Below are 4,312 nucleotides of genomic sequence, written 5' to 3'. Positions count from 1 at the left end.
AAATAATCACACGTACACCCATGGCGCCGGACAGCCCGGCCCTCGATAACAGGTGCGCGTGTGTTGCCACTCAACCGTGTTGCGATATCCCTTGCAGTTGCTCTTCGGTGAAACAGCCGTATTGCCGCAGTTGCTCGCGTTCCAGATGCGGGTGCTGCTCGAACGCCGAACGCCCGTGCATCCAGAAGTTGTTGTTCAATATGATCATGCTGCCCACCGGCAACGCCGTTTCGTAGACCTGCGGCGAAGACTCTACCGAGGCCTGGAAACGCTCGATGAAGCGAGCCTGGGCGATGGTCTCGGGAATCACATACTGATCGACGAATTTCACCGTGTTCATGCCATCGCGCTTGTGCAGGATCCGTGCACGCGAGGGCTCCAGCGAGGTGAACTTGCGAAACACGTCATAGCGCCCGTCCTTTTCCAGAAGGCCGTGGCGAATCACCTGGTTGGCCGGGTCGTCATGAAACACGTCGTAAGCGTCCCAGTCGGCCATGTGCAACAGCCGCGACTTGCCGCCGGTGACGTGCTGCTCACGCAGTTGCATCATCATCAGCCAGTCGACCGGGTTGTCTTCGAACACCCCGTCGGCGTGCAGGCTGAAGTTGGCGTATGGGTACAGCAGCTTCAGCGTCGGGTTGTCATCGTCGACAATCTTGCTGATGCCGTAGTAGCTGCCCCCCGGCCCCTGGATGCTGGGTTTGGAGATCAGGTGGGCAATCGCCGTGGCGAGCTTTATGTAGTCCTCCCGGGCAAACGCCGAGCCGAACTGCACGATCGCGCAGCCGCTGGCATAGTCGCACAGGCGCGCCAGCAGCTGGGTATCGAAGCCGCCGCCGCTGGCGCGCAGAAAGTTGTCGGCCAACAGGTAGCGCTTGTACGGAATGAAGTGCATATCGGTAAGGCCGATGGCATGGCTCTGGCCAAGAAATCGATCCACGACCGAGTCGGAGAATGCGTAGTGACAGATGCGTCCTGCATGTAACGGTGTGCCAACCATCGTCCTGTTCCTTCAAGTACGGGTAGTGAGCCGCAGCGAGCCTGAGCGTCAGGCCGCCAGTAGTTCGTTCATTGCGCGCAGACGGGGCCTACGGCCGCACCATTGCCTTGATTGATGACCAGGCTGGCCGCCACCGGTTTGCTGCGTGCGTAGCTTCCGATGTACTCGCCGTCCAGCACGAAACTGCCCCAGACCACATGGCTCTGCTCCTGCACGGGGGGCTGATCGCGCGTACCCACGCTGATGCGCTCCACCACCGGCCGGGCCAGGGCCTGCACGATGTAGCCGTGCGCCGCGCCCTGCTCGATGAGCGTGCGCAAGGCCTGTGTCCACGCTGGCGCGCTCATCTCGGCACCTACCCGTACACCGTGACCGCCGTAGCCGTCGCACGGCTTGAGCACCAGGCCCTGCCGGTCAGCGATGAAATCGTCCAGATTGTGTTTGCTCAGGGTCGCGGTAAAGGGAACATAGCGCGCGACGAAACTGGCCTCCTGCGCACTCAGGCGGCCCTCGTGCAACAGCTCCCACAGCAATGCGAACACGCCCTTGTCGGCGAACACCGGCGCCAGCGGCGACATCACCAACCGCACCGCGCCGTGGCGAACAGCCTCAAGCACGGGAGCCAGCCGGTCGCCTTCGGCAACCAGGTCGGCATCGCTCATCCATGAATACAGCGCCCTGACCGGCTGCCCGTCGGCCAGCAGTTGCTCGCCGTCGAAACGCAGCGCAGCACACGCCTTCAGCGGCACCTGGCAGCCCGTCAGGGCCTGCAGTGCATTGCTCATGGCCGTGCAGTACGGCGGCATCCAGGCAGTGCCTTCACGGGTATCGAGAAACACCATGGCGTGCGCATCACCGCGTGCCGCAATGCGCCGGGCCCAGGCACCGAGTGCGTCATACGGCTGCCGATAGCCGGCCAGCACCGGCAGCGAGGCGTAATACAGGCCGCCGATCTGCGAACCCAGGTTGAGCTCGATCAGCTTGAAGCCATCGGCGCTCCTGACGATATCCGCACGGGCAAAGATCGACGCGTCGAGGCCTCCGTCAGACAATGCCTCAAGCAGCGCCATGGTCGCCGGGGGCTTGCCCAGGCGCGCACCAAAGTCATGCAGGTTGGCAGCGAACTCGCGCTCGAACACCGTCACGACCAGACGCGTGAGGGTGGCGGTGATCTCGCCCAGTTGCCGATGTTCCTGCGCGCTCAACGTGGCGCCGGCCAGAATCAGGCGGTCACTGTGCGCATACAGCCCGCTGCCGTAGGCACACTCGATCAGCCGGTCATTCCATTGTGTGGGCATAGCGTTGTCTCCCTGGGTCAGGCCTGTTGAACCGGCAGGCGCAGGTAGGAGGCGAAACCGCCCCCGTGCAGCACCTGTACCACGCTGTCGGGCGTGTTCGCGGTCAGCCATAGCGTGGGGCTGGACAGCCCCACCAGCAGTTTTAGGTGACTGCCTGCCGGCAGTGCACGGGCAATGAAGTTGAAGCTGTCGAACATCAACGCAACCAGGCCCGCCGCCCTTGCCGAGGTACGCTGCACGCGCCGGTTGCAGGCGCCCAGGTACACCGCCGTGCGATCCGGCAATACCGCGTACAAGGTCACGCAGATGTCCACCGGTGTCACCGGCGCCAGCACCTGCAAGGTCACCTGGGCAAACCCGCATAGCGTCAGCGGCTCGCTCAGGGCACAGCTGTCGAACACCTGGCCATGAGCAGCGCTGAAGGCGCGCTCATCGCCACAGTAGACCGGCTCGTGGCTCATCACATTGCCAATCGGCAACGGCGTCGGCACGGCCGGGGCCGACAACAGCGTGCAGGCGGGCGCCAGCGCGTTGCCGGGACACAGGCCCGCCGCTGCGTCCGCGCTCAGGTACAGCGTGAGCCAGCTGTGCTCGATGGCATCGAGCGACTCGGCCTGGCGCCAGACCTCCAGCCCCGCCACGTAGTACATGACGGGCGCACTCAGACGCTGCGGCCGTGGCCCATCATCGAGGGTCCAGGCATACCATTGCCGGTGCAGTTCACGCAGGTCCAGGCAACTCTGCGCACCATGCGACAGGCCGCCGAAGGCGGCACGCGGTACCCGCGTACCGTCATGGTCCCAGGGGCCGATCAGCAGAAACGCCGGGGCCTGCCCGGACTGGCGCAACTGCGTGTAATACGCCAGCGTGCCGCGCTGGTCATCATCGTAGAAACCGGTGATGAACAGCGCTGGCGCGTCAAACGCCGCATAGCGCTGCGGCGTCGGCGTGAACGCAGCCCAGTACGCCGGCTGGTCAAGCTGTTCCAGCCACTGCTGCAGCGTCGCCCGCTGGCCTGCCGCGCTCTGCAGGAATGCGCTGCGGTGTGCACTGCACGCACCGGCCAGGCGCTGTGCCCAGTAACAGTTGTCCTGGTACTGCGCAACGCCACCGCCCTGGTTGTCCATGTAGGCCAGCCAGCGCGCCGCGTACAGGTACATGAGCCCATCCACGGCGGGAAAATCGACCCCCGGATACACCGCGGCCACCGGCGCCAGGCTGCGCACAGACGGTGCCGGCTGCGCACAGATAGCCCACTGGTTGAACCCCGAATACGAACCGCCGTACAAGCCGACACGCTCAGTGGCCCATGCCTGGCGGGTGATCCACTCGACCACGCAGCGACCATCCTCGCCGTCCTGCTCGAAGGGTACGAACGTGCCCTGCGAGGCACCTCGCCCCCTCGCATCGACCACGATGAAGTTGAAGCCAGCGCGGCAGAAATACTCGCCGTCCTCGGCATAGCGCTCAGCCAGGTACGGCGTGATCACCAGAATGCTCGACACCGCCACCTCGCACGGTACAGCGCGGTAGACCACGGCATTGAGCGCGGTACGCGCATCCACCCTGATCCGATGCTGCTCGCACAGCACCGCGCGCTGCTGCACAGTCAACGGCTTCACTGCGCAGGGCCGCCGCTGGCGAGTGCCACGACGTGGGCGGGAAGCTCCCTGCCGTGCTGATACTCGACGAATTCGACCGCACCCACGGTGAAGTCGATCGGGCCCAGCGCGAGCCCTTGCAACGATGCCACCAGCGCCTCCCACTGCCCCTCGGACATCCCCGGGCAGTGCGCCAGCGACAGGTGGAACAGCCATTGCGCCACGGCAATCTCGTCGCGCACCGGTACCCCTTCCTGTAGCGCCGTCAGGCGCAGGTCGGCCATTGCGGCACGCAACGCCGCGCTGGGTTCAAGCGCCACATAGGCCAGGTTGGTCGGGTAGGCCAGCGTCTGGATCGCGCCGGTGCGCAAGCTCAGGGGCGCGCTGTTACTGGCCCAGTGTTGCACCGCCCG

Annotated in this window: 4 protein-coding genes; all 4 read right to left on the bottom strand. The window is 65.1% G+C overall.

Annotated features, from left to right (window positions below):
• Window positions 1-70: 70 nt before the first annotated feature.
• Complete coding sequence (locus G3436_RS16980) at window positions 71-1,000, bottom strand: carbon starvation induced protein CsiD (RefSeq protein WP_243667192.1); 930 nt, start codon at window positions 998-1,000, stop codon at window positions 71-73.
• A 68-nt stretch (window positions 1,001-1,068) separates the two neighbouring features.
• Entirely contained in the window at window positions 1,069-2,298 is a 1,230-nt protein-coding gene (locus G3436_RS16975; protein ID WP_163947195.1) for an ATP-grasp domain-containing protein, read from the bottom strand.
• A gap of 17 nt (window positions 2,299-2,315) precedes the next feature.
• Entirely contained in the window at window positions 2,316-3,920 is a 1,605-nt protein-coding gene (locus G3436_RS16970) for a CocE/NonD family hydrolase (protein WP_163947192.1), read from the bottom strand.
• Window positions 3,917-4,312 (bottom strand): 2'-5' RNA ligase family protein (locus G3436_RS16965; protein WP_163947189.1); only part of this gene is annotated, 396 nt, incomplete at its 5' end. The genes G3436_RS16970 and G3436_RS16965, both read right to left, overlap by 4 nt.

The organism is Pseudomonas brassicae (assembly GCF_010671725.1).
GTDB lineage: Bacteria > Pseudomonadota > Gammaproteobacteria > Pseudomonadales > Pseudomonadaceae > Aquipseudomonas > Aquipseudomonas brassicae.
The sequence above is the reverse complement of the archived record's forward strand: the minus strand, read 5'-3'. Positions and strand labels throughout refer to the sequence as shown.

Coding starts and splice junctions, on each gene's coding strand:
- G3436_RS16980 (WP_243667192.1), bottom strand. CDS start 1,000: ATGGTTGGCACACCGTTACATGCAGGACGCATCTGTCACTACGCATTC.
- G3436_RS16975 (WP_163947195.1), bottom strand. CDS start 2,298: ATGCCCACACAATGGAATGACCGGCTGATCGAGTGTGCCTACGGCAGC.